Origin of the sequence: Methylocapsa palsarum (genome assembly GCF_900114285.1) — a bacterium.
GTDB lineage: Bacteria > Pseudomonadota > Alphaproteobacteria > Rhizobiales > Beijerinckiaceae > Methylocapsa > Methylocapsa palsarum.
This window is the reverse complement of the sequence record NZ_FOSN01000017.1, coordinates 16750-38968: the sequence shown is the minus strand read 5'-3', so window position 1 is coordinate 38968 and position 22219 is coordinate 16750. Positions and strand designations below refer to the sequence as shown.

Below are 22219 nucleotides of genomic sequence, written 5' to 3'. Positions count from 1 at the left end.
GATGCGGGTTCTGGTTCTCGGAGGAAGCGCGCAAGCGAGCGAACTCGCCGCCCTGCTCGCGCAGCAGCGCGATGTGGAGGCGGTTTTGTCCCTGGCCGGACGCACGAAGGCCCCGGCGGCTTCGCCGATCCCGGTCCGGGTCGGAGGTTTTGGCGGCGCCGACGGGCTCGCCGAATATCTCGAAACACGGCGCGTCAACGTCCTGGTCGACGCCACCCATCCCTTCGCGGAACAGATAACGCGCAACGCCGCGATCGCCGCCGCGCGCGCCAATGTTCGGCTGGTGGTCCTGTCGCGTCCGCCGTGGCGAAAGGAGCCCGGCGATCGCTGGATCATGGCAAGTGACATGGCCGCCGCCGCGAAGGCGCTTCCCCGGGACGCACGGCGCGTGTTTCTCACCGTCGGCCGCCTTCAGATCGCCGCTTTTGAAGCGGCTCCGCAGCATTTCTATCTGATTCGCTCCATCGAGGCGCTCGATCCGGCGCCAGATCTGCCGGAGCAGAAACTTATTCTGGCGCGCGGCCCTTTCACGCTCGATGACGAGGAAAGGCTTTTGCGGGAGGAGGCGATTGAAATCATTGTCGCCAAGAACAGCGGCGGCGCGGCGGCCCATGCGAAGGTTGAAGCGGCGCGCCGGTTGGGCCTGACCATCGTCATGGTCGAGCGGCCGGGACTCGAAAGCCGCGGCTCCTTTCACAACGCCGCCGAGGCGCTCGCGCGCATCCTGAAGGGGTCCATCGCTCATGACGCCGCTCCCGCCTCGCGCGGGGTGTAAACGAAGGGCGCCGCGCCCTCGCGTGCGATCGCGCGGGTCGCGCTCGACCCGATGATGACCAGCGTGCTCATGTCGGCGCGGCCCGGATCCGCCGCTTGCAGCGTCGTCACGACGATCTCTTCATCCGGCCGACCGACCGCGCGAGCGAAAATCACAGGCGTGGCGCCGCCGATATGGGTTCGCAAAAGCCCGAACGCGTCGAAAATTTGTTTGGGCCTCGCTTTAGAGGCGGGATTGTAAAGAGCAATCACAAAATCGCCCTCCGCCGCCGCTCGTAGCCGCCGTTCCACGAGGGGCCAGGGTTTGAGATTGTCCGACAGGGAGATCGCGCAGAAATCATGGCCGAGGGGCGCGCCGACGCGGGCCGCCGCCGCCTGCATCGCAGAAATTCCGGGGCAGACGGAAATATCGAGGTCGCGCCATTGGGGCTCGCCCGATTCGATCGCCTCGAAAACCGCGGCGGCCATCGCAAAGACGCCGGGGTCGCCGCCCGAAACGACGGCGACCCGACGCGCGCCGTCCGCCAGCCCGAGCGCAAAGCGGGCGCGCTCCAGTTCGACCCGATTGTCGCTCTTGTGGAGGATTTGCCCCCGGTTCGGCGTCAGTCGCTCCAGATAGGGCGCGTAGCCGACGAGATCCGTCGCCTGCGTCAGAATGTGCGAGACCTCGGGCGTGATCCAGTCCTCCGAGCCTGGCCCGAGGCCAACGATCCGCAAGCTTCCGGCGGCCGGGCTCATTGAACGGAGCCCGGGCGCCGGCCCTGGCCGGGGATAAGGATCATCGAAAAATAGGGCGCGGAATCATCCGTTTTCTCAGTGAGAGGAAGGATTTTCTGCGCCTCGCCGGTGCCGTGTTCGACGTAGATCGCGCGTTCGCAACGGCCGGCCTCCAGGATTGCGGCGCGGATTTTCGCCAGATTCGCCCCGATCTTGATAATGACGGCGGCGTCGCAGGACCTCAGATGGCGCGACAGCGCAGCAAAATCGAGCGTGCCGGGCAGGACGCTCAAGACATCGTCGCCCCATGTCATCGGCGCCCTCGCCGCGCTCCAGCATCCCGACATTCCGGAAACGCCGGGCACCACCTCGACCGCGAAACGGTCCTTCAGACGGACATAGAGATGCATGAACGATCCGTAAAACAGCGGATCGCCCTCACAGACGAGCGCGACGTCGCGGCCCTCCGAAAGGTGGGCGGCGATGGATTCCGTCGCCTCGGCGTAGAAGCTTTTCAGCTGCGCCACATAGGCCGGGTCGCAGAAATAGAGTTCCGTCGTCAACGGATAAAGCAGCGGCAATTCGAGGGACGCTCCGCTAAGCCACCGATCGACGATCCTGCGGGCGTTTCCGCGCGCGCCTTTCTTTGCGAAATAAGCGACAACCGGCGCGGCGCCGATAATTTTGGTCGCCTTGACGGTCAGGAGCTCGGGATCGCCGGGCCCGAGGCCAACGCCGAAGAGACGGCCGGCACCGTGCGGCGAGGCGCTCATTCGACCTCGCTCGCCATCGCGTTCAGGGCGGCCGCAGCCATGGCGCTGCCGCCCTTGCGACCCCGGAGCGTGATGAAGGGCGCGGGCGCGGCGTCGATCAAGGCGTCCTTCGATTCGGCGGCGCCGACAAATCCAACCGGCAAACCCACGATGCAAGCGGGCCGCGCAGGGGTCCGGTCAAACAATTCAAGAAGATGAAACAGCGCCGTCGGCGCGTTGCCAATCGCGACGATCGCTCCCTCAAGACGCTCGAGCCAGAGTTCGACGGCGGCGGCGCTCCGTGTTGATCCAAGCTTCGCGGCGAGACCGGGGACGGAAGGCTCGCCGAGCGTGCAGATCACCTGATTGGCGCAAGGAAGGCGCGCGACCGTCACCCCCTGCGCGACCATTCTCGAATCGCATAAAATCGGCGCGCCCTCCTGCAGCGCCCGCCGTGCGCGAAGCGCGGCTCCGTCGGAAAAGACGACATCGGCCGCGATCTCGACCATGCCGCACGCGTGAATCATGCGCACGGCGACGCTTTCCTCCTCGCGCGTGAAGCGGGAGAGATCAGCCTCGGCGCGGATGATCGCGAAGGAGCGCTTGTAGATCTCCGCTCCCTCATGGATATATTCGAACCGGCTCGGCCTGTCCTGCACTGGTTTCATGGCTCGCGTTTCCGCTCGATGAGCTTTGACAGAAATGGCTGGCCCTCCAAACGCGCCTCGCCTCGCCCGGCCAAAATAGCCGCCGCCGCCGTCACGGAAAGCTCTGTGGCGAATGCGCGCCCGGACGGCGCTCCATCGACGATCAGATCATAGCCTCCCGCTTTCGCGACCAAGGTGTATGGCGCCGCGGCTGGCCGCGCGCACCCTTTTTCGCAACCGGACACGTGCAGCGCGACGCCGGCGCGTCCTAACCACTTCGCAACGGGCGCCAGATATAAGGCGTCCGCCTGCGTGTCGGCGGCGGCGCAATCGCAACCTGACGCGCCAATGCAAGCGACGACGGCAAGGCGCGGATCGTCTCGCTCTGTGACGAAATCCAGCCTTGAAAGGAGCCCGCGCAAGACGTCCGCGCGGTCTTCAGCGACTCGCGGAATGATCAAGGCGCGCCAGGGCGTCAGCCGGATCTCGCCCCGAGCATGAATCTCGGCCGCGTCCGCCGCGGCGGCGAGCATTTCGGCGCTGAGCCGCCCGAACGGCGCCCCGACGCCAAGACATAAGCGTCCTTCGCCAAGCTCGATGACGCCGATGGGCGAGGCTTCGGCGCATCGTGCGCGCTTCGGCGCGGGATCTGGGCGCAGACCCGCCGTCTCAGCGATCATCCTTGCGGAACAGGCGCTCAGGAGATTGCGCATTCGCGCCGGAGGCTTTGTCATCGCGCCGCCGAACCTCAGGAAGGCGCGCGCGATGACAAAGCCTGCCTCGACGACGTCGCGCGCCTCGCAAAGGCCGAGCGGAACCGCGCTCTGCGCCGTTCCCGCGAGGCCGACGGCGAACATGTTCCGGTCCGCGCAAAAATCAAATCTGACGTCCGCCGATTCCTGCGCCAGAGACAGCGGCCCGCCGTTGTCGACCAGAAAGCCGAATTTCGCGGGCAGCGCGCGCAACGCCTTGTCCTGCGCCAGCGCGTCTTCAAGCGCCTTGCCGATCGGCCCGACGTCGACGCCGCTGTCAAGGCCTGTGAGCGGACTGACGAGCACGTTGCGGATCGCTTCGGCCCCGGCGTCGTCATCGATCAGGCCAAGGCCGCTTAGGACCTCGGTCAGGGACGGCAGATCGGCGTCCCTGACGCCGCGCATTTGCAGATTTCCGCGAGAGGTCAGCTCGAAGATTCCATTGCCGAACCCGGCTCCGGCGGAGGCGAGGCGGCGGAGCGCGACGGACGACAGAACGGCGCCGCTGACCCGCAGGCGAACGAGGAGTCCGTCCTTCGCGGGCATTGGCGCCAGCGCGCCTGGGCAGCGTCCTTTGCGCGAGGGCAGGCTCGTTTCGCGCGGGGCGGACATCGTCAGCATGGCAGCGCCTCGCGCATCGAAGCGAGCGTTTCGAAACTGGAATTGCGCAAGCTCCGCCAGAACCCGCGCCGCCGCGCCGCCTCGAAACGCTCGAGGATGGCGCGCGCCGCGCCGGGATTGGCCTCGATCAAAAAATCGCGGACGGCGGGCGCACCGCAGGTCGCCTCGAACATCAGATCGAAATGGCGGCTCTCGACCGCATCGGTCAGCACGGCGAAGGCGAAGAGATGGTCAATTGTTTGCGCAATTTCCGCCGCGCCGCGATGGCCGTGGCGCATTTGCCCCGCGATCCAGCGCGGGTTCGCCGCGCGCGCCCGGACCACCCGGGCGATGTCTTCCGCCGTCGTGCGCACCTTGAGAGCGCCCGGCCGGCCCGCCTCGACAGAATAGCTCTCGGCGTCATTGCCGAGCCATTGCGCCGCGGCTGAAAACCCGCCGACATGATCGGCGATCGTCGGCGAGTCGAGAATATCCTGTTCGTCCTGATCCTGCACATGCACGAAGGCGTTCGCCGAAGCGACGCGCTCGCGGAACGCGTCGCACGCGATCCCCTCCGCCTTTACGCCTGCATAGGCATGCGACGTCGCGCCGAGATAGAGTTCGGCGAGATCCGCGCGCGCGGCCGACGCGTCGGCGTCGATTTCGCGCGAGAGCCCGATCCCGTAACGGGAAGGGGCGGCCCCGAAGATCCGCAGCGGCGCGTTGGCCCCGGCGCGGCGCAAGCCGGCCAGGGGATTGTCGGCGGCGTCTTCATCGAGCCCGGCGATCGCGCGCACCGCGGCGTCGAACAATCCGATCTGCATCGGGAAGACATCCCGGAACAAGCCGGAAATCCGCACCGTCACATCGACGCGCGGACGGTCGAGCCGGGCGAGCGGGACGATCTCGAACCCGTTGACGCGCGATGAGGCGAGATCCCAGGCCGGCCGCACGCCAAGGAGCGCGAAAGCCTGGCAAAGATCCTCGCCTCCGGTGCGCATCGTCGCGCTCGCCCAAAGGTCGAGGACGATCCGCTCCGGCCATTCGCCATGGTCCTGCGCGTAGCGGTTCAGCACTTCTTGCGCCGCGCGCCGCCCGATTTCCCAAGCGGTGCGGGTCGGAACCGCGCGCGGATCGACGCCATAGATATTACGCCCGGTCGGCAGCACGTCGAGCCGCCCGCGCGAAGGCGCGCCGCCTGGTCCCGGCTGTACGAAACCTCCGCCGAGCGCCTTCAGCAGACTTTCCCGCTCCGCGCCGCCGCACCGGTCGACCAGCGCGCCTATCGCGAATTCGGTTTCGCCCGCCGATGAGCCGCCATCCGCAGACGGCGCCAGGGCCTCCATCAGACTTGCCGCAGTCGCGTCCCGCAATGCGGCGGCGGGTGATTGTCCGAACACATGCAGCCCGTCCCGGATGCGCATGTCCTTCAGGTCGCAGAGCCAGGCGTCGAGGCGCGTCAGCGCCGCGACCGGATCGGCGCCCTCTCGCAAACCGCAATCCTGGGACAATCCGGTTTCAGCGGCGCGCTCGAGAATCGTCTCGGCGAGCCGCCCCGCGCGTTTGGGATCAAGAGACTCCGCCGCCGCGTATTCGTCGAACAGAGCTTCGATTTCGAGCGCCGCGCCGTGGGATCCGGCGCGCGTCAGAGGCGGCGTCAAATGTCCGATGGCCGCGGCGCAGATGCGGCGCTTCGCTTGCGCCGCCTCGCCTGGATTGTTGACGATGAATGGATAGACGACCGGAACCGGTCCCAGTACAGCTTCGGGCGCGCAGGCGGCGTCGAGGGCCGCGGCCTTTCCCGGCAGCCATTCGAGCGTGCCATGCGCGCCGCAGAAAATCAGAGCGTCGATCCTGGCGATCCTGCGCAGCCAGACATAAAACGCGACGTAGCCGTGGCGAGGGGGCAGCGCGATGTCGTGGTACTGCGCTTTTCGATCCGCTTTCGCGCCGCGCTCGGGCTGCAGCGCGAGAAAAAAGTTTCCGGCCTCAAGAATAGTCAGACAGAATCCGCCCGAACTGAATTGCGGATCCTCTTCCGGTTCGCCCCAGTGCGCGCGCACGGATTCGGCGAAGGAGCGCGGCAATTCCCCGAGCGCCGCCGCGTAGTCGGAAAGGCTCAAGCGCTGCGTGCGGGCGCCCGCCTCCAGCGCCTTCATCAGTTCAATTTCGTCCGGAAGCGGTCCGATGCCGTAGCCCGCGTCACGCATCAGATCGGCGATCGAGAGGACGCTCCTGGCCGTATCGAGACCGACGGCGTAGCCGCCTCGCCCGGCCTTGCCGGGATAGTCCGGCAGGACGCAGGCAATCCGTTTGGCTTTTGCGGGAAGTTCGCGCAACCGCGCCCAGGCGGCGGCCAAGCCGGCGACAAAGGCGATGCGGGACGGCGCGGGGACATGCCTTGCCGGGGTGAACTCGAAGTCGGCGCTGCGTTCGGCGGGCGCCTTGAACGCAACGGCTCGGCTGATCAGGCGTCCGTCAATCTCGGGGAGGACGATATTCATGGCGAGATCGGCTGCGCCAAGGCCACGCGGATCGGCGTTCCACTGATCCGCGCCGCATCCGGCCATGATCGCCTGTATGACCGCCGAGCCGGCCTCTTCGAGCACGCCGGGCCGTTCGTCGAGCCTCGCCGAAAACGCGGTCGTGTTGATGATGACGGCAGGCCGTTCACGCGCGATTTCGCCGCGCAGGAAGGCGATCGCTTCGGGATCCTTCAGGCTGGTCACGTAGACGGGCGTGACGGCGAGGCCGCGCCCGCAGAGCGCCTCGGCGAGCGCATGGACCGCTTCCGTGTCCCCAGCGAGGAGAAAGGACCTGTAGAAAACCACAAGCGCCGCGCCTGTCGCGCCTTCGGGTCGGCGGCGGGCCGGTTCGAAAACGCCGGCCGCGGGCGGAGCCGGCGCCGGGACATCGCTGGTCCAGTCGATCGGAGTTCGGCCGTAGCTCTCGATCCAGCGAAGGAGCTTTGCGACGGAGGAAGGCTCGCCGCCGCGAAAAGCCGCCGTGATCTGGCGCAGTGAGGCCTCGGGCACGGTGGAGGCCTCGTCGAGCCTCGCGTCGTCCATGACGTCGCCTGGAACGACGGCGAGTGCGAAATCCTTCGCCCGCGCCGCGCGCGCCAGCTCTTCGACGCCGTAGCGCCAGTAATCGAGGCCGCCGAGCAGACGCACCAGAACGAAGCGGGCCTTCGAGGCGACCTTTTCAAGGTAGAGATCGACCGAATAAGGGTGTTTGAGCTGCGCCAGATTCGCAAGACGCAAGCTCATCGCGCCATTGTCCCGGCGTTGGGCGACGGACGCAACCATGGCGAGATCGCTGTCGGAAAACGAGAGAAACACAAAATCCGCGGGCGTCTGCGCGAGATCGACGGCGGCTTCCGCATCATCGAGGCTTCGCGCGTCGGCTCGCAGCAGATGCATCAGGCCGACGCCCTTGAAACATCCAGCAGACCCGTGACGGCGGCGGCGTCGAGCCCCTTGACGCCGATGATCACGAGACGTCCGCGGCGAAGTTCTTCCGCCCGCCAGGGCCGGTCGAAATTGTGCTGGAGCCGTTCACCGACCCCCTGGACCAGAAGCCGCATCGGCTTGCCGCGAACGTCGAGGAATCCCTTGATCCGCAGGACGTCGACGCGCCCGGCGATCTCCGCCAGCCGTCGCATGAAGGCGGCGCTGTCACTGATGGAGCCGACTTCGACGACCAGGCTGTCGAAATCGTCGTGATCGTGCTCAGCCTCGCCGTCATGGCAGGACGGGCGGTTTTCAACATCGTCCTCGGCGGCGGCGCAGAGGCCGAGCAGGACGGCGGGTTCGATCCGTCCCTCGGCGACGGAGACGATTTTTGCGCGAGGCGCGCGGGCGAGGATGGCGTCGACGACGGCGCGTTGTTCGACCTCATCGATGAGGTCGGTTTTGTTCACGACGACGATGTCGGCGCAGAGAAGCTGATCGCCAAAAACCTCCTCCAGCGGGTCGTCATGATCGACCGAGGGGTCGGCCTGGCGCTGGAGCGCGACCTGTTCCGGGTCGCTGGCGAAGCGTCCGGCGGCGACCGCCGCGCCGTCGACGATCGCGATGACGCCGTCGACGGTCAACCGGGAGCGGATCGCCGGCCAATCGAACGCTTTGACAAGCGGCTTGGGCAAGGCGAGGCCTGACGTTTCGATGATGATGTGTTCGGGGGGCGGATCGAGCGCCAGCAATTGTTCGATCGCGGGCAGAAAGTCGTCGGCGACCGTGCAGCAGATACAGCCGTTGGCGAGTTCGACGATCGATCGCGCGTCGCAGGCGAGGTCGCCGCAGCCTTTGAGGATCTCCGCATCGACGCCGACATCGCCGAATTCATTGATGACGAGGGCGAGCCGGCGGCCTCCGGAATTTGCCAGGATGCGCCGGATGATCGTCGTCTTTCCGGCCCCGAGGAAGCCCGTGATGATCGTCGCTGGAATTTTGGCCAGCCCGTTCAGACTTTGGCCGTTCAGACTTTGGTCGTTCATGCGTTGACACTCATCGCGCGTCCAGTCCGGTTGTCGCGTCCCTTGGACGCACGGGTGCTGGAGCGGAGCCGCGCAAGGCGCAGCCCTTCGCTGGCGGGAGAGGGCCGCCAGCATCGATAGAGGCCGGAGCACCCCGCCGGCCCATACGCGATCGAACGGCAGGTTTCCTGGCTCGCGGATCGGCGCCGTGCGCCGCCTTCCCAGGTCAGGTTGCCCATCCCCAGTGGCGTTCTGGCGCGCGGCTACCCGCTGACAGTTGCGGGGGCAGCTGCGGCTTTGAGCGAAATGGCCCGCACCGCATTCCCTATTACCCCTCGAAGCGAGGGACCGTTACAGGTCCGACACTAGCCCGCTTGGCGGGCGTGTCAAATGCGGCGCGAAAGGCCTCGCTGCGCCTTCGCTGTTTCATTCGCCGCCGGACGTCCCCCGCCCTGGGGGCTCCGCGCCCGCCGGGCCTGCATGCGACTGCCTGCAATTGTCGGCGATATTGCTCCGCTCCGGCGCCTCGCCCGCGCCGGACCAGGCGCCGGTCGCAAAATCAAGCAGGTAAGTTCCGTCGGGAATCGAGCCGCAATGCGTACGCTCCAGATCGTCGATCTGGGCGTGCGACATCCATTGGCCGTTGACGATGACGACGCGCTGGGCATAGACCGGGACGGCGGCGGCGCTCCAAAGAGCGATCGCCTGCGCCACGGCGCGGAAGGTGCTGGATCGGAACAAGCGGCGCTCCCTTAGCTCACGTCGGAAGTATCCTTGGGTGGTATTCCTTGAGTGGCGCCCTTGGCGTCCTGGGTTCTCTCATGGTTACGTTAGCCGCCACGAATCGGCGGCTCTGTGCGCCCCCGCACGCGGGGACACGCTCATTCTCAAAAGCGTCTCATGCTCAAACGCGCCTCATGCCCTTTGACCTGCCCCATACCCTTATCCCGCTTCATGCCCTTATCCCGGCGGCGCTAACAAAGGTTCAGTCCCATTGAAAGCAATCGCTTCATGACGCCGGAAAACAGTCCAGAGGCTCTTCGTCATCGCGAAAAAATGGCGAAGCGAAAAGCGGTTCAGGACGCCGAAGTCGCCAGCAAGATCATCGCGGAAAAAGGTCTGCTCATGGTCCACACCGGGCCGGGCAAGGGCAAATCGACGGCGGCTTTCGGGCTTGTCCTGCGCGCGCTGGGACATGGCTGGCGTTGTGGAATCGTGCAATTCATCAAGGGCGCCTGGGACACTGGCGAGCGCCGCGCGCTGGAGCGTTTCCCGGATCTGATCTCCTGGCATACGATGGGCGAGGGCTTCACCTGGGAAACGCAGGATCGCGCGCGCGACGCCGCCGCCGCGAAAGCCGCCTGGACGAAGGCGAGGGAGCTGATGGCCGATCCGGACGTGAAGCTTGTCGTCCTCGACGAGTTGAATATCGCCTTGCGCTACGATTATCTTCCGCTGAGCGAGGTGGTCGCGGCGCTGCAGGGGCGACGGCCCGGCCTTCATGTCGCCGTCACCGGCCGCAACGCCAAACCCGAACTCGTCGAGGCCGCCGATCTCGTCACCGAAATGAATCTGGTGAAACATCATTTCAAGGCGGGCGTGAAGGCGCAGGAAGGAATCGAGTTCTGACGAAGCCGTCTCGCGCGAAAGCCTTGATGCTGCAGGGCACGGGCTCCGACGTCGGCAAATCCCTGATCGTCGCGGGGCTGTGCCGGGCCTATCGCAACCGCGGACTGATCGTCCGCCCGTTCAAGCCACAGAACATGTCGAACAACGCCGCCGTAACGGCGGACGGCGGCGAAATCGGCCGCGCGCAGGCGCTGCAGGCCAAAGCCTGCGGCGTCGCCCCGACGACCGATATGAACCCCGTTCTTTTGAAGCCGCAAAGCGAAACCGGCTCCCAGATCATCGTCGGCGGAAAGGTCGCGGGGCGGGCAAAGGCCGGCGAGTACCAGAACTGGAAGCCGAGGCTGCTGTCCGTCGTACTGGAGAGTTTCGAAAGGCTCGCCGCGCAGGCCGATCTCGTGATCGTCGAAGGCGCCGGCAGCGCGTCGGAAATCAACCTGCGCAAGAACGACATCGCGAATATGGGCTTCGCCCGCGCCGCCGATGTGCCGGTGATCCTCATCGGCGACATCGATCGCGGCGGCGTGATCGCGCAGATCGCGGGGACGAACGCAGTGCTCGATTCCTCCGACGCCGCCATGATCAGGGGCTTCCTGGTCAATAAATTTCGCGGCGATCCGGCTCTGTTCGAGGACGGCATGCGGCTGATCGCGCAGATGACCTCCTGGCCGGCGCTCGGCCTTGTTCCGTTTTGCAAGGAGGCGGCGCGCCTGCCGGCCGAGGATTCCATGGCGCTTGCAGGCAAGGCGCTTGTGGGCGGCGGATCGATCGTGATCGCGGTTCCGGTCCTTCCCGGCATCGCCAATTTCGACGATCTCGATCCTTTCATCCTCGAAAAGGACGTCCGTCTCGTGATGGTCCGCGAAGGCGAGACGCTTCCGGTCGAATCTGCGCTGGTGATCCTCCCCGGCTCCAAGACGACCTTGCGCGACCTCGCGGCGCTGAGGAGCGAAGGCTGGGACGTCGATCTCTTCGCGCATGCGCGGCGCGGCGGCCATGTCCTGGGGCTATGCGGGGGCTATCAGATGCTCGGCCGATCGATCCGGGATCCGCAGGGGTTCGAGGGTCCGCCCGGCGAGGCGCGAGGGCTTGGCCTCCTCGACGTCGAGACGGAGTTTTCGGGCGAAAAGATCCTGAAACCCGTCCACGGGGAAACCGCCGGGAACGGCGCGGCTTTCTCAGGCTATGAAATGCATCTTGGCCGGACCATCGGCCCCGATTGCGCGCGGCCGATGCTCCGTTTCGACGACGGCCGCGCGGACGGCGCCGTCTCCGCAAATGGAAAGATCATGGGCTGCTATGTCCATGGCCTCTTCGCCGATCCGGCGCAACGCGGCGCGCTGCTCGCGCGGCTCGGAGGAGAAAGCTCGGGGCTCTCGCATGACGCGATGATCGAGGACGCGCTCGACGCCGTCGCCGCCCATCTCGAGACGCATATCGATCTTGATGTTCTGCTGACCCTCGCGGGCTGATGACCGTCTCAGATGTCGAGGTCGCGGTAGACTGAAACCTCACGCTCGCGGGCGACGCGCGCGTCATCCCCGGTCCGGACGCCGCGCCAGACGTCGAACGCCGCGACCAGCGTCGTCAAAAGCCCGGAAATCTTGCCGATGATGAAGCCGAACGGAAAGATCAGACCGCCGGGCGCGAGAATGAATTGCGAGCCGAGGAAGATCAAGATGGCGTTGGCGAAATAGGCCGGCCGGTAAAGCGTCTGCGCCGTCCAGGCGCTTCTCGCGTAATGGCGCGAATTTTTCTTGACCGCCTTGTTGTACCTCGGGTTGGAAAAAAGCCCCCCGAAACGGCGCTTTGGCGGCAATGCGTTCGGTCCGGCGACAAGCGAACGGAACTGCCGCCGCATCTCGAAATAGGCGAGCCCCGCGAGCAAGAGATTCGCCGCGACGAGAGCCAGCTTGAGCTGCGGCAGCGAAAACGACAGCTGCGCCGCGAGATCGACAAAAAAGAGATGCGTGAACCCATTGAGCGCGAAGGCGGAGCGATGGAAGGCCGCCCGGTTGATGGCCTGAACCTTCTCGTCGATAAAGGCGGCGCCGGACTTCGCGGCGCCGAATTCAAGCAGGAACGCGCGCTGGCTCGCGCTGAGCGGCCAGCGTTTGCCGAGTTCCTCGATGGTTTCGGCGGGCTTGCCCCGCTTGATCCGGAAAGTCGCCTGGCCGAGGAGCTTCGTCGTCCGCGCCAGCACGTTCTTCCCCATCGCAAAGCGCGACGTCACGGAATCAAGGAGAGTCTCGGGCTCGTCTCCCATGGGATCCACTCCAATCGGATGTTCGGGGCGCGACATCAATAAACGACGCGCGCCATAAGGTAAAACCGGCGCCGCGGCGTCGGGACCGATTTCCTCGCCCGGACCGGATCGCCTCGTCAGGGCCTGAGCTTTTTGTCAGGATTTGGTTTCTTTCGATTTCCGGATACGATGCCCTTTCATGTCCCTTGCTGATAGCGAGGATAGCCCGGGCGGCTTCGCGCACTATCATCGCAATATCATATTGAGGGAAAGCGGGTCGTCATGAGTTCCGACCTCGATACGGACACCGATTCCGTGCGCGCGATCTTCCAGTCTTACGACGGAATGGAAGGCCTCTCTCACGCCGTGTCGCCAGCTCCGGCCCGGCCGCAAGCGGCGCGCTGGCAGGCGCTGTTTCTCAAGATCTATCCGGGCTTTTTGCTGTCAGCCACCATCGCCCTGGCGGCGACTTGGCTGTCGCAACACTATCAGTCTCCGGTGATGTTGTTCGCTCTCCTGTTCGGAATGACCTTTCACTTTCTCCATCAGGAAGGCCGCTGCGTGACCGGGATCGAATTCTCGTCGAAGGCCGTGCTGCGCGTTGGCGTCGCTCTGCTTGGAGCGAGAATCACTGCGGGCCAGATCCTCGAACTCGGCGCGATGCCGATCGCCGCGGTCGTGACGGGGATCGCCGGCGCCGTCGCGCTCGGCGCCTTCGCCGCCCCGCGGCTGGGGCTAAGCCGCTCCTTCGGCGTGCTGTCCGGCGGCTCCGTCGGCATCTGCGGCGCTTCGGCGGCCCTCGCCATCGCCTCGGTGCTGCCCCGCACCGACGAGAGCGAACGCGACACATTGCTCACCGTGGTGACGGTGACTATTCTCTCCACCATCGCCATGATCGTCTATCCGCTGTTCGTGGCCGCAATCGGCCTCGACAACACCAGCGCCGGAATTTTCCTCGGCGGCACCATTCACGACGTCGCTCAGGCTGTCGGCGCCGGTTACTCCATCTCGCCGCTCACAGGCGACGTCGCGACCTACGTCAAGCTGCTGCGGGTCACGATGTTGCTTCCTGTGGTGTTCGCGATCGCATTTCTCGTCAATCGCGGCGCGAGGCGCGGCAAAAGCGGCGCGAAACCGGCCCTTCCCCTTTTTCTTGTCGGCTTCGCCGCCCTCGTTGTCGTGAACAGCGTCGGCCTGCTGCCGAAACCCGTGAGCAGCGCGGCCGGGGAGGTCTCGCGCTGGTGCCTCGTAACCGCCATCGCGGCCCTGGGAACTAAAACCTCGTTCAAGGACCTCGCCGCGGTCGGCTGGCGCCCTGTCGGCCTCATGGCCGCAGAGACAGCCCTGATCGCGGCCATTGTGCTCATCGCGGTGGAACTGGCCTAGTCATAAGAACAATGCCCCAGCCCGCCAGGTTAAAATGGGAGTCCGCCATGATCTTCCGACAGCTCTTCGACGGCGTTTCCTCAACCTACACCTATCTCATCGCCAGCCGGGCGGGCGGAGAGGCGCTGATCATCGATCCGGTGCTGGAAAAAGTCGAGCGCTACCTCCAGCTCGTGCGCGAACTCGACCTCAAGCTCGTCAAGGCGGTCGACACCCATCTGCACGCCGATCACGTCACCGGCCTCGGCGCGCTGCGCGACCGCACCCATTGCATCACCGTGATGGGCGAGCAGACCCATGCCGACGTCGTCTCCATGCGCGTCGCCGAGGGCGACCAAATCGATATCGCGGGATTGAGCCTCGACGTTCTCTACACGCCGGGCCACACCGACGATTCCTATTGCTTCCTTATGGAAGGCCGCATTTTCACCGGCGACACGCTGCTCATTCGCGGCACCGGCCGAACCGACTTTCAGAACGGCGACGCCCGCGCGCAATACAAGTCGATCTTCGGCAAGCTGTTGAAACTGCCCGACGAGACGCTCGTTTATCCGGGGCACGACTACAAGGGCGACACGGTCTCGACTATCGGCGAGGAAAGGCGCTACAACCCGCGCCTACAGGTTTCCTCCCCCGGCGAATACGCCGAACTTATGAACAATCTGAAACTCGCCAATCCTAAGATGATGGATGTGGCGGTGCCGACGAACATGCATGTCGGCCTCCACCAGGATGAGATCGCGCGCATGGGCTGGGCGGTCTCCGTGGCCGAGGCCATTGGCCTCATGGGGCGGCCCGAGATCGCGCTCGTGGACCTGCGCGAGAAGAGCGAGCGTTTGCGGCACGGCGGCATTCCCGGCGCGCTGCACGCGCCCTACACGCAATTGCAGGAGAATATCGGCGCGGGAGGCGTTCTGCACGAACTGGCCGCGGCGACGGGGAAGCAGATCGTCTTTTACTGCGCCTACGGCGAGCGCTCGGCGATGGCGGTGCAGGCGGCTCAAGACGCCGGCCTCACAAGCGCCCGCCACATCGAGGGCGGCATCGACGCCTGGAAGAAGGCCGGCGGCCCGGTGTTGATGGGATGAGGGGAATGTCGGAACACACGACAAGGTTGCAGCCGCGCGTGATTTTCTTCCCGAATATCTACGAGGCGTTCCAGTGCGCTTTCGGCGAGCGCTTGGCGATGGCGGCGAGTCCATCCGTGAACTCTTTTCAGCCAAAGCTAAACTATCTGCGCGGTTGTCCGTCACCGCGATAGGCGTTAGATTTAAGCGCTGGAGTTGATTTTCCGGCGAAATCCAAAGGGGAACGTACATGAAATTCTGGCTCAAAACAGCGGCTTTGGCTTGTGTTTTTTCAGCAGGCGGGAGCGGAATCGCGTGGTCGGAGAACATGACGCGAGAGGCCGCGACCGAAAAATGCTGGGCGGAGGCGCACAAGGAATATCCGAAAGACAGCGGTAGTGACATCAACACGAGCGCTCTCGCCAAGGGCGCGTATTTTCAATACGCGGCGTGTATGGAGAAACTCGGCCTCAGGCCGTAAGGCGCGACGGCGCATTCGCCGCGACGAGACGCCAAAAGAGGAAATCGAACAAACCGGGCGGCCCCGAGGACGTCCGGTTTATTTTCTGCTCCTCGGCGGGATGAGATTGCGGCGTCGCGTATCGCCGCGTTGGTAAAGTCGATCGCGGCTTCGACGATCCGCTAACCGGCGCGGCGGCGAGAGCTGCTGCGCCAGATGAGTCGCCGCTGTACGAAGTGAGAGAGAGCGGGTTCGGACGCCCTCCGTGCGATCGCCGCGTTAGTGCGTCGCCGACAATCCCTCTTTATAAAGGCATTGGGCGAGGCGCGACGAGAGGCGTCGCGCCGTCCATTGCGGCAAAGGCTCGATTTCATTTTCAATCGTCGTCGCTTTGCCCGAAAAGAACCGCGTCATCGTCCGGAAGAGCCGGCGGCGTCTTGAGCCTCTGCAGCACGGCCTTGAACTCGGCGTCCAGAAACAGAGGTTTGGCCATGGTCGCGGCGAGTTCGTTGGCGCGTTTTTGCAGGGAGTCGACCTTGTCGGGATTCGCCGCCGCAAGATTGTCTTTCTCGTAAGGATCCCGCGCGATATTGTACAACTCGACGCCGGCCGGCAGCGGCGTGCGCCAGATCAGCTTCCAATCGCCCTGACGGACTCCGGCGCGAAAAGGCTCGATGTTGTAGACGATTTCAGTTCGCGGCGAGGGCTTGCCCCCGCTGATCGTCTCCCAGACATCGAGGCCATCCAGGGGCTTGTTCTTTTCAAGCCTCCCTTTGGCCAGTCCGATCAGCGTCGGGTAGGCGTCGACGACGTGGATCATTTCATTGACGATGCTTCCGGGCTTGATATGGCCCGGCCAGTTGGCGAGCGAAATCACCCGGACGCCGCCCTCGTAGAGCGAGGCCTTCCCCTCGCGATATGGGCCGTTGTCGACTGGAATCTTGATTTTCGACATATCGCCTTCGCCGGCGAACATGGGATTTTTCGTGCCGCCATTATCGCTCTGGAACATGATGAGCGTATTCTGGCGCATTTTCTTCTTGTCCAAAGCCTCGACCACGCGGCCAATCTGTTCGTCCATGGCGGTGATCATGGCCGAATAGGCGCGGCGGCTGGGATCGGCGACGCTACTGTAGCGATCGAGATCGTTTTGCGGGGCCTGATAGGGCGTGTGCGGCGCGTTGAACGTCAGGTACAGATAAAGCGGAACCCTGTTGTCATGCTCTTCGATCAGCTTGACCGCGTCGTTTCCGAGCAATGTCGTCGAATAGCCGTCCTCATTGACGCGAACGTTGTCGCGATACCAGTCCACCACATGATGTTGCTCATGGGTGAAATAGTCGATTTCCCCGATCAGCGGCCCGTATTGATAGTCAAAACCTCGTTGGCGCGGCCAGTATTTCGGGTCAGCGTGGCCAAGGTGCCATTTGCCGATGATCGCTGTCTTGTAGCCCGCGTCCTTCAACGCCTGCGGCAGAAGATATTCGTCGGTCGGCAGGCCATAAGTGTGGTTCGAGGCGATCACCGCGGTCTGCAGGCCATATCGAAACGGGTAACGCCCGGTCATCAAGGCCGCGCGGGTCGGCGTGCACATCGGCTGGGCGTAGAATTGCTCAAGCCGGGCGCCGCCCTGCGCCAGCGCGTCGATATTGGGCGTCCGGATGTCGGAGCCGTGATAGCCGACGTCCTTCCAGCCCTGATCATCGGAGACAATGTAGACGATGTTCGGAGGCAGGAAGACTTCCGGCCGCGACGGCGCATCGCCCTGCTGGGCCTTGGCGGACCAAGGGAGCAAGAGCAGCGCCAGGACGACGAAATCGCGGACGATGCGCGTCGAGATAGAAGAATTCATTTGCATCCCTCGGTTATGCTTGAAGAGTCCTTTGAACCAGTTAATTGCTCCGGTTTCGCCCTGCTTGAAATTTTACTATCGACAGCCTTGAAATCCCGCGAGCAAAATCGTCGCCCGGAGCAATCAAGGCCCCAACGCGCCCGCTTCAGGCGCCTCGCTTCTCTCGCGGAAAGAGCCGGAATCAACGCAGCGCCAAGACCGTACCCGCCGCCAGCGCGCACCCCTGCGCCGCGCACGCCCACCAGTACAACCTTAAAGCGCGCCTGATGTCCGCGCTTCCCGCGCGCTCCTTCCCCTCACCGATCCAGCCGTCCTCGATCTTGACCGCGCCATAGGAGCGCGGGCCGCCGAGGCGCAGGCGGAGCGCGCCGGCGAAAGCCGCCTCCGGCCAGCCGGCGTTGGGCGAGGCGCGCCCGGCGGCGTCGCGCCAAGCGATTCGGAAAACGCTCGTCGCCGACGCGCCGGGTATGACGCAGGCGGCGGTGCCGACCCACAGGACTGAGAGTCGCGCGGGAACGAGATTCAATAGATCGTCGAGTTTCGCGCTGGAATAGCCGAAGGCGTCATGGCGCGCGGTGCGATGGCCGATCATGCTGTCGGCGGTGTTGACGGCCTTGTAGCACGCCCCGCCAGCGAGGCCGCCCAACGTGAGCCAGAATAAGGGCGCGACGATCCCGTCGGAAAAATTCTCGGCTAGGCTTTCGATGGCGGCACGGGCGATTCCGGCCTCGTCGAGATCGGCGACGTCGCGCCCGACGATGGCGGCGACCGCCCTTCGTCCCGCGCCGACGCCCTCGTCGTCGAGAGCGTCGGCGACGGCCAGCACATGGGACGAAAGGCTGCGTTGCGCGATGAGGCTCGACGCGATAAGCGCAGAGGCGATAAAACCCAGCGGGCGGGGCAAAGCCGCCAGCAGAAGGCCAAGACCATGAGCGCATCCGCCCGCGGCGGCGAGGATCGCGGCGAGCGCGGCGAACCCCGCGACGCGCCGCCGTGTGAAGGGCCAATTCTCGCGGTTCAGCCGGGCGTCGAGACAGGCGATCAGCGCGCCGATCCAGGTCACCGGATGGCCGATGGCCCGGAACAGCCAGCGCGGATAGCCGGCGCAGGCCTCGATCGCCAGGGCGAGCGCCGCGAGCGGAACGGAGGCGAAAAAGTCCATGAATGATCGTCCCGCCGAAGCTCGGATCGTGGCAGATTGTTATGGCCATGACTTAGACGGCGACGCGCATGGCGGCAATCTGGCGGCGGCGCGGCGGGCGTTTCCGCAAGCGCCCGAGCCTTGGCTCGATCTTTCGACCGGCGTCAATCCGCATCCCTATCCGGTCGCCGATCTGCCGCTTGAGGCCTTTGCGCGCCTGCCCGACGGCGCGGATCTGGCGCGGCTCGAACGCGCGGCGGCGCTCGCCTATGGGGCGCGTTCGCCCGTAATGGCGACGGCCGCGCCAGGAACCCAGGCGATCATCAACTGGCTGCCGTTCCTCTTCCCGGCGCGGCGCGTCGGAATCCTCGACTTCACTTACGGCGAGCACGCCCGGCGCTGGCGCGCGAGCGGCGCGGAGGTCATGATCACGGGCAAGATCGAGCAACTCGCGGAATTCGACGCCGCGGTCGTGGTCAATCCCAACAATCCCGACGGACGGCTGATCCCGGCGGGCGAACTTCTCCGGCTTGCGGCGGCGCTTCGCGCGCGCGGCGGCGTTCTGATCGTGGACGAAGCCTTTATCGACTTTCTTCCCCCGGCCGCGAGCCTCGTTCCCGTCCTCCCGGAGGGCGCCATCGTCCTGCGTTCGTTTGGAAAAACCTTTGGCCTCGCCGGCCTTCGGCTCGGCTTCGCGATCGCGCCCGAGCCGATGGCGGAACGTTTGCGCGCGGCGCTCGGACCCTGGCCGGTTTCAGGCGCGGCCATCGAGACCGGAGGCAAGGCCCTGGCGGACGCCGGCTGGATCGCGCGCGCGGGGGCGAGGCTCGCGGCGGACGGAACGGCGCTCGACGCACTCTTGTCGGACGCAGGGTTTCAGGCGATCGGCGACACCCTGCTGTTTCGCCTCGTCCGGCACGAAAATGCGCAACGCCTCTTTGGCGCTCTTGGGCAGGCGGGCATCCTTGCGCGGCGTTTCGCGGCGCGTCCCGACTGGCTCCGGTTCGGGATTCCGGCGGACGACGCGCAAAGAGAGCGGCTTCGATCAGCGCTTGCGCAAGCAGTCGTCCCGCCCCGCGGCGAAGCGTTACAAGTCTAAAGTCATTCCATTTTGCCTTAATTAAAATTAATATAATGTAGCCGTTAAAAACACACTTGAAATTGTTTTCGATATTCCGCGCTGTGGATCTATATTATTGTGGTGTTTCTTTTCACGCCGGGACCGCCAGACGCGTGTACGCTGGATAGGCTTACGGTTGGCTTGGCTGACGGTCGGCTTGGCTGAGGATGGTCGGCTTACCGGACTTTTAAGAAGGATGAACTCATGCGGCCCGGCCTGACAGCTTTTTTGTCCGCCTTCGCGTTCGCGGCCGGGCTGACCGGTTCGCCGCTCATGGCCAAGGAATATCCCATCGGCAAGGCGCAGGAAAAAGAGGGGCTTGAGATCGGCGCCGTTTACCTACAGCCGATCGAGATGGACCCGCCGGGCGTGATGCGTCCCGCCAGCGACTCCGACGTGCATCTCGAAGCCGACATCAAGGCGGCCAAGGACAACAAAAATGGATTCGCCCAGGGCGATTGGATTCCCTATCTGAGCGTGAACTACGAACTGACCAAGCTGGACGACAACCAGTCGCAGAAGGGCGAGTTCATGCCGATGGTCGCCAACGATGGCCCTCATTATGGCGACAACGTCAAAATGATGGGCCCCGGGAAATATAAACTGGCGCTGACGATCGCATCGCCCGACCAGAACCCGCACGCTCATTTCGGACGTCATGTCGACAAGGAAACCGGCGTCGCCGCCTGGTTCAAACCCTTCACGCTGGAATACGAATTCATCTATGCGGGAACGGGAAAAAAAGGCGCTTACTGAAAGGCGGCGGAGAGGTGAATCGCGTAAAATCCTCTTTGGCGGCCGCGATCGTTGCGTTCAGCCTGCCTGCGCTTCCGGCGCGCGCGCAGGCGGACGACGAGCCGACCTTCGCGATCGAATTTCACGACGGGAAGGTCGATCCTGTCCGCCTTGAAGTTCCCGCCAACCGCCGATTCAAAATAGAATTGCGCAACACCGGCGATACGCCGACGGAGTTCGAAAACGGCGACTTGCGCCAGGAAAAAGTCGTCGCGCCGAATTCGACCGCCGTGCTCGTCGTCAGGACGCTCGACGCTGGTGAATACGCCTTTTCCGACGATTACCATCCGGATGCGCCAAAAGCGGTCCTCGTCGCGAAGTGAACCCGCCATTATGACAATTGGTCTGACCGGGCCCGAGACGAAATCTGAAGCGCACGGGCGCTCGGCTACGCTCGCGCTGATCGAGCCGCCGCAGCTTTCATGGTCCGCGCGAGGCCTCGCCGCGGCGGGCCGCTGGCTGCGCCGGAACCAGCGCCTTATCCAGCGCGTCCAGTGGGCGGTGGTTCTCGTCTATATCGGCCTTGTCGCCACGCCCGCCTTTCTGCCCCTGCCGGAGCGCACGGCGCATATCTGGAACAATCTCACGCTCTTCGCGCAATTCGCTTTCTGGGGTCTTTGGTGGCCCTTCGTGCTTCTCAGCATGATCATCGCCGGGCGGTCGTGGTGCGGCCTGTTCTGCCCGGAAGGCGCCCTCACGGAAATGGCGAGCCGCCACAGTCTCGGGCTTTCCGTACCGAGATGGATCACCTGGAAGGGCTGGCCCTTCGCGGCTTTCGTGCTGACCACGGTCTATGGTCAGATGATCAGCGTCTATCAATATCCCAAACCGGCGCTGTTGATCCTCGGCGGTTCGACGCTGGGAGCGATCGCCGTGGGATTTCTCTACGGCCGCAACAAAAGGGTGTGGTGCCGCTATCTTTGCCCCGTGAACGGGGTGTTCGGGCTGCTGGCGAAACTCGCTCCGGTCCATTTCCGGGTCGATCAGGACGCCTGGTCGCGATCGCGCAGCGCCGGCAATTCCGGCGCAAGGGCGATCAATTGCGCGCCGCTGGTGCCGATCCGCACCATGCGCGGCGGCGCCGACTGCCATATGTGCGGGCGTTGCGAGGGCTTCCGGGACGCGATCGAACTCGCGCCCCGCTCGCCCAATCATGAAATCATCGAGGTCGCCGGCGCCGTGCCGAAGCCCTGGGAAACCATGCTGATCGTCTTCGGTCTGATGGGAGTCGCGGCAGGCGCCTTCCAATGGAGCGGAAGCCCCTGGTATGTCGCCATCAAGCAGGCGGCCGCCGAATGGCTGATCGATCGCTCGATCATGTGGCCGCTGCGCCTGCAGCCGCCGTGGTGGATCCTGACCGATTATCCCGGCCTCAACGATCAGATGACCCTTCTCGACGGCGCTATTGTGCTGCTGTACATCGCGGCCGTGACCGCGATCGTCGGCGCCGCGGCGCTGATCTGTCTTTGGGCGGCGGCGCGGAGCCTCGGCCCGTGGTCGCCGCGCCCATTCCACCATCTGGCCCAAAGCCTCATCCCGATCGCGGCCTGCGGGGTGTTCTTAGGGCTAAGCGCGACAACGGTCAGTTTGCTGCGCGCCGAGGGCCTTTCCCTCGCGAACATCGGCCTGCTGCGCGGCGCGCTGCTCGGCGGAGCGACGCTGTGGTCGGCGGCGCTGGGCTGGAGCATCGCCGGGCGCTACACATCCGATAAGCCTCGCCGATCGGCGGCGGCCTTGTTCGTCGCGCTGGCCGCATCGATCGGCGCCGCCAGTTCGATTCTGATCTTCTTCGTCTGGTGAACCGGCGC

The 22219-nt window shown here is 64.9% G+C and carries 20 protein-coding genes and 1 riboswitch; of the genes, 10 read left to right on the top strand and 10 right to left on the bottom strand.

What is annotated here, in order from left to right:
* The first annotated feature begins 1 nt into the window (after nt 1).
* Nucleotides 2-775, top strand: coding sequence for a cobalt-precorrin-6A reductase (locus BM177_RS15820; RefSeq protein ID WP_091685468.1), 774 nt, complete (start codon nt 2-4; stop codon nt 773-775).
* Here the strand turns inward: BM177_RS15820 and cobJ are convergent.
* From cobJ to BM177_RS15785, 7 genes are all read right to left on the bottom strand, one after another.
* Complete coding sequence (gene cobJ, locus BM177_RS15815) at nt 742-1512, bottom strand: precorrin-3B C(17)-methyltransferase (RefSeq protein ID WP_091685465.1); 771 nt, start codon at nt 1510-1512, stop codon at nt 742-744. The two genes, BM177_RS15820 and cobJ, sit on opposite strands and share 34 nt — an antisense overlap.
* Nucleotides 1509-2264, bottom strand: a complete 756-nt coding sequence (locus BM177_RS15810) for a precorrin-2 C(20)-methyltransferase (RefSeq protein ID WP_091685462.1) — start codon at nt 2262-2264, stop codon at nt 1509-1511. Before BM177_RS15810 ends, cobJ begins: the two co-directional genes overlap by 4 nt.
* On the bottom strand, nt 2261-2911 hold the full coding sequence (locus BM177_RS15805) for a precorrin-8X methylmutase (RefSeq protein ID WP_091685459.1): 651 nt from the start codon (nt 2909-2911) through the stop codon (nt 2261-2263). Before BM177_RS15805 ends, BM177_RS15810 begins: the two co-directional genes overlap by 4 nt.
* A complete protein-coding gene (gene cobG, locus BM177_RS15800) occupies nt 2908-4263 on the bottom strand; it encodes a precorrin-3B synthase (RefSeq protein WP_091685457.1) in 1356 nt (451 codons plus the stop codon). The genes BM177_RS15805 and cobG overlap by 4 nt, the downstream gene beginning before the upstream one ends.
* Nucleotides 4257-7664: a cobaltochelatase subunit CobN gene (gene cobN, locus BM177_RS15795; protein ID WP_091685455.1), complete on the bottom strand. Its 3408-nt coding sequence runs from the start codon at nt 7662-7664 to the stop codon at nt 4257-4259. Before cobN ends, cobG begins: the two co-directional genes overlap by 7 nt.
* Nucleotides 7664-8740, bottom strand: a complete 1077-nt coding sequence (cobW, locus tag BM177_RS15790) for a cobalamin biosynthesis protein CobW (RefSeq protein ID WP_091685453.1) — start codon at nt 8738-8740, stop codon at nt 7664-7666. Before cobW ends, cobN begins: the two co-directional genes overlap by 1 nt.
* A gap of 140 nt (nt 8741-8880) precedes the next feature.
* Nucleotides 8881-9087: riboswitch (cobalamin riboswitch) on the bottom strand.
* A gap of 58 nt (nt 9088-9145) precedes the next feature.
* Complete coding sequence (locus BM177_RS15785; RefSeq protein WP_091685451.1) at nt 9146-9460, bottom strand: hypothetical protein; 315 nt, start codon at nt 9458-9460, stop codon at nt 9146-9148.
* Between the two features lie 270 nt (nt 9461-9730).
* Here BM177_RS15785 and cobO point away from each other — a divergent pair, with 270 nt between their 5' ends.
* Together cobO and BM177_RS15775 are read left to right on the top strand one after the other, a co-directional pair.
* Nucleotides 9731-10348 (top strand): cob(I)yrinic acid a,c-diamide adenosyltransferase, encoded by a 618-nt coding sequence (cobO, locus tag BM177_RS15780; RefSeq protein ID WP_091685449.1) that lies wholly within the window; start codon nt 9731-9733, stop codon nt 10346-10348.
* A gap of 26 nt (nt 10349-10374) precedes the next feature.
* Nucleotides 10375-11817, top strand: a complete 1443-nt coding sequence (locus tag BM177_RS15775) for a cobyric acid synthase (RefSeq protein WP_091685447.1) — start codon at nt 10375-10377, stop codon at nt 11815-11817.
* 8 nt (nt 11818-11825) lie between these two features.
* On the opposite strand, the gene BM177_RS15770 is transcribed toward BM177_RS15775, so the two are convergent.
* Nucleotides 11826-12611, bottom strand: a complete 786-nt coding sequence (locus BM177_RS15770) for a hypothetical protein (protein ID WP_091685561.1) — start codon at nt 12609-12611, stop codon at nt 11826-11828.
* A gap of 261 nt (nt 12612-12872) precedes the next feature.
* On the opposite strand from BM177_RS15770, the gene BM177_RS15765 reads away from it, so the two are divergent.
* The 3 genes from BM177_RS15765 to BM177_RS20145 all read left to right on the top strand — a co-directional run bounded on the left by BM177_RS15765 (nt 12873) and on the right by BM177_RS20145 (nt 15524).
* Nucleotides 12873-13976, top strand: coding sequence for a YeiH family protein (locus BM177_RS15765; RefSeq protein ID WP_091685444.1), 1104 nt, complete (start codon nt 12873-12875; stop codon nt 13974-13976).
* Nucleotides 13977-14023: 47 nt separating this feature from the next.
* A complete protein-coding gene (locus BM177_RS15760) occupies nt 14024-15064 on the top strand; it encodes an MBL fold metallo-hydrolase (RefSeq protein ID WP_091685442.1) in 1041 nt (346 codons plus the stop codon).
* Nucleotides 15065-15371: 307 nt separating this feature from the next.
* Entirely contained in the window at nt 15372-15524 is a 153-nt protein-coding gene (locus tag BM177_RS20145) for a hypothetical protein (protein WP_175492643.1), read from the top strand.
* A gap of 355 nt (nt 15525-15879) precedes the next feature.
* Here BM177_RS20145 and BM177_RS15750 read toward each other — a convergent pair whose 3' ends face one another.
* Both BM177_RS15750 and cbiB read right to left on the bottom strand, forming a co-directional pair.
* Nucleotides 15880-17355, bottom strand: a complete 1476-nt coding sequence (locus BM177_RS15750; RefSeq protein ID WP_244532383.1) for an arylsulfatase B — start codon at nt 17353-17355, stop codon at nt 15880-15882.
* A 181-nt stretch (nt 17356-17536) separates the two neighbouring features.
* A complete protein-coding gene (cbiB, locus tag BM177_RS15745; RefSeq protein WP_091685435.1) occupies nt 17537-18517 on the bottom strand; it encodes an adenosylcobinamide-phosphate synthase CbiB in 981 nt (326 codons plus the stop codon).
* Between cbiB and cobD the strand changes: the two genes are divergently transcribed.
* From cobD to BM177_RS15725, 4 genes are all read left to right on the top strand, one after another.
* Complete coding sequence (cobD, locus tag BM177_RS15740; protein ID WP_091685433.1) at nt 18516-19595, top strand: threonine-phosphate decarboxylase CobD; 1080 nt, start codon at nt 18516-18518, stop codon at nt 19593-19595. The two genes, cbiB and cobD, sit on opposite strands and share 2 nt — an antisense overlap.
* Before the next feature lie 294 nt (nt 19596-19889).
* A complete protein-coding gene (locus tag BM177_RS15735; RefSeq protein WP_244532387.1) occupies nt 19890-20372 on the top strand; it encodes an iron transporter in 483 nt (160 codons plus the stop codon).
* Between the two features lie 35 nt (nt 20373-20407).
* On the top strand, nt 20408-20734 hold the full coding sequence (locus tag BM177_RS15730; protein ID WP_244532386.1) for a cupredoxin domain-containing protein: 327 nt from the start codon (nt 20408-20410) through the stop codon (nt 20732-20734).
* Between the two features lie 10 nt (nt 20735-20744).
* On the top strand, nt 20745-22211 hold the full coding sequence (locus BM177_RS15725) for a 4Fe-4S binding protein (protein WP_091685425.1): 1467 nt from the start codon (nt 20745-20747) through the stop codon (nt 22209-22211).
* Nucleotides 22212-22219 lie beyond the last annotated feature (8 nt).

What these genes read in the sequence shown, in the direction of transcription:
- BM177_RS15820 (WP_091685468.1), top strand. Translation starts at nt 2, where the DNA reads ATGCGGGTTCTGGTTCTCGGAGGAAGCGCGCAAGCGAGCGAACTCGCC.
- cobJ (WP_091685465.1), bottom strand. Translation starts at nt 1,512, where the DNA reads ATGAGCCCGGCCGCCGGAAGCTTGCGGATCGTTGGCCTCGGGCCAGGC.
- BM177_RS15810 (WP_091685462.1), bottom strand. Translation starts at nt 2,264, where the DNA reads ATGAGCGCCTCGCCGCACGGTGCCGGCCGTCTCTTCGGCGTTGGCCTC.
- BM177_RS15805 (WP_091685459.1), bottom strand. Translation starts at nt 2,911, where the DNA reads ATGAAACCAGTGCAGGACAGGCCGAGCCGGTTCGAATATATCCATGAG.
- cobG (WP_091685457.1), bottom strand. Translation starts at nt 4,263, where the DNA reads ATGCTGACGATGTCCGCCCCGCGCGAAACGAGCCTGCCCTCGCGCAAA.
- cobN (WP_091685455.1), bottom strand. Translation starts at nt 7,664, where the DNA reads ATGCATCTGCTGCGAGCCGACGCGCGAAGCCTCGATGATGCGGAAGCC.
- cobW (WP_091685453.1), bottom strand. Translation starts at nt 8,740, where the DNA reads ATGAACGACCAAAGTCTGAACGGCCAAAGTCTGAACGGGCTGGCCAAA.
- cobO (WP_091685449.1), top strand. Translation starts at nt 9,731, where the DNA reads ATGACGCCGGAAAACAGTCCAGAGGCTCTTCGTCATCGCGAAAAAATG.
- BM177_RS15775 (WP_091685447.1), top strand. Translation starts at nt 10,375, where the DNA reads ATGCTGCAGGGCACGGGCTCCGACGTCGGCAAATCCCTGATCGTCGCG.
- BM177_RS15770 (WP_091685561.1), bottom strand. Translation starts at nt 12,611, where the DNA reads ATGGGAGACGAGCCCGAGACTCTCCTTGATTCCGTGACGTCGCGCTTT.
- BM177_RS15765 (WP_091685444.1), top strand. Translation starts at nt 12,873, where the DNA reads ATGAGTTCCGACCTCGATACGGACACCGATTCCGTGCGCGCGATCTTC.
- BM177_RS15760 (WP_091685442.1), top strand. Translation starts at nt 14,024, where the DNA reads ATGATCTTCCGACAGCTCTTCGACGGCGTTTCCTCAACCTACACCTAT.
- BM177_RS20145 (WP_175492643.1), top strand. Translation starts at nt 15,372, where the DNA reads ATGACGCGAGAGGCCGCGACCGAAAAATGCTGGGCGGAGGCGCACAAG.
- BM177_RS15750 (WP_244532383.1), bottom strand. Translation starts at nt 17,355, where the DNA reads ATGAATTCTTCTATCTCGACGCGCATCGTCCGCGATTTCGTCGTCCTG.
- cobD (WP_091685433.1), top strand. Translation starts at nt 18,516, where the DNA reads ATGAATGATCGTCCCGCCGAAGCTCGGATCGTGGCAGATTGTTATGGC.
- cbiB (WP_091685435.1), bottom strand. Translation starts at nt 18,517, where the DNA reads ATGGACTTTTTCGCCTCCGTTCCGCTCGCGGCGCTCGCCCTGGCGATC.
- BM177_RS15735 (WP_244532387.1), top strand. Translation starts at nt 19,890, where the DNA reads ATGGCCAAGGAATATCCCATCGGCAAGGCGCAGGAAAAAGAGGGGCTT.
- BM177_RS15725 (WP_091685425.1), top strand. Translation starts at nt 20,745, where the DNA reads ATGACAATTGGTCTGACCGGGCCCGAGACGAAATCTGAAGCGCACGGG.